This is a genomic window from Alcanivorax sp. HI0044 (assembly GCF_001634945.1).
In genome coordinates this window covers 1-1139 of record NZ_LWEZ01001239.1, presented here as the reverse complement: position 1 = coordinate 1139, position 1139 = coordinate 1, and the positions used below count along the sequence as shown (strand labels likewise).

The 1139-nt window shown below is 57.4% G+C and carries 1 protein-coding gene; it reads right to left on the bottom strand.

Going from position 1 to position 1139, the window contains the following annotated elements; genetic code table 11:
* A partial coding sequence (locus A3730_RS17620) for a polysaccharide export protein (RefSeq protein ID WP_063538573.1) occupies nucleotides 1-972 on the bottom strand: 972 nt, incomplete at its 3' end.
* Nucleotides 973-1139: the final 167 nt, after the last annotated feature.

The following is a 1139-nucleotide window of genomic DNA, read 5'->3' as shown; positions in this document are numbered from 1 at the left end:
CAGGGCTGTGGCGTCCTTGGCATTGAGCTGGTACAGGTCGATCAGGTGGTCACTGCCCTGGGGCGCGCGGCGCAGCACAAAGATACCGCGCGCATCTGCGGTGTCCTGGGTGTAGCCACCGGAAGATGACAGAGCTTCTGCCAGAGTCAGGCCATTACGGGTCATGGGCACAGGCTGGTTCTCACCCACTTCGCCCAGCACAAAGACTTTATTATCATCGTTGCGGGCCACGTGGATTACATCACCGGGGCGCAGCAAGACATTGTAGGCCGGGTTGCCTTCCTGGTAGACCGCCTTCAGCGACAGGGTATGTTCCTGCCCGTTACGGGTAAGAGTGACATCGTTCCAATCAGCCATTTCGGTCAACCCACCGGACGAATTCACCGCATCCAGCAGTCGCAGGGGCACATTGGTCACCGGGTAGGCGCCGGGTTGTTTGACCGCACCAGACACATAGACGCGCTGGCTGCGGAAAGCCGCAATGGTCACATCCACTTGCGGGTCTTCGATGTATTCGGCAATACGCTGGGCGATCAGGTCACGGATTTCGGTGACACGCAGGCCGACCACTTTGATCTTGCCGACGTAGGGATAAAAAATGGTGCCATCGTTATGTACCCAGTTACCGGATTCGGACGGGCTACGCATGGAACCCGCCGGAATGGTCAGCTCCGGGTGATCCCACACTGTTATTTGCAGTACATCACCGAGCCCGACCACGTAATCGTAATCTTCCGGTTCTTCGAGCAGGACCGGGGCCGGCTTGGCTTTGTCCTGGGGCTCGGCTTTCAGCACATTAGTGGTAATGGTATGCACCTGCACCACATCCGGCAGGGGCTCGGCTTCTTCCGCACTTTCGTCTTCATCGAGAAACCAGCCCGGCGAGGTGGAAATATGAGACCCCGGCACCACCGTACAGCCCGCCAACGACACTAAAAGGCCAGCAGCCAGAAACTTCCCAAATGGATTCATAGATACCTGCATAAACTCTGTTACCAATTTACGTGTCGGGTCCACTGAAGGCCGGCGGTGAACCGCTCACGCTCTTCATAGGTCACTACGGGTTCATCCGTAGCAGAAAGCAGCCAGTTCAGGCGACCGCCCAATAAGGGGTGACCGATACGCAATTCGGCCAAAAC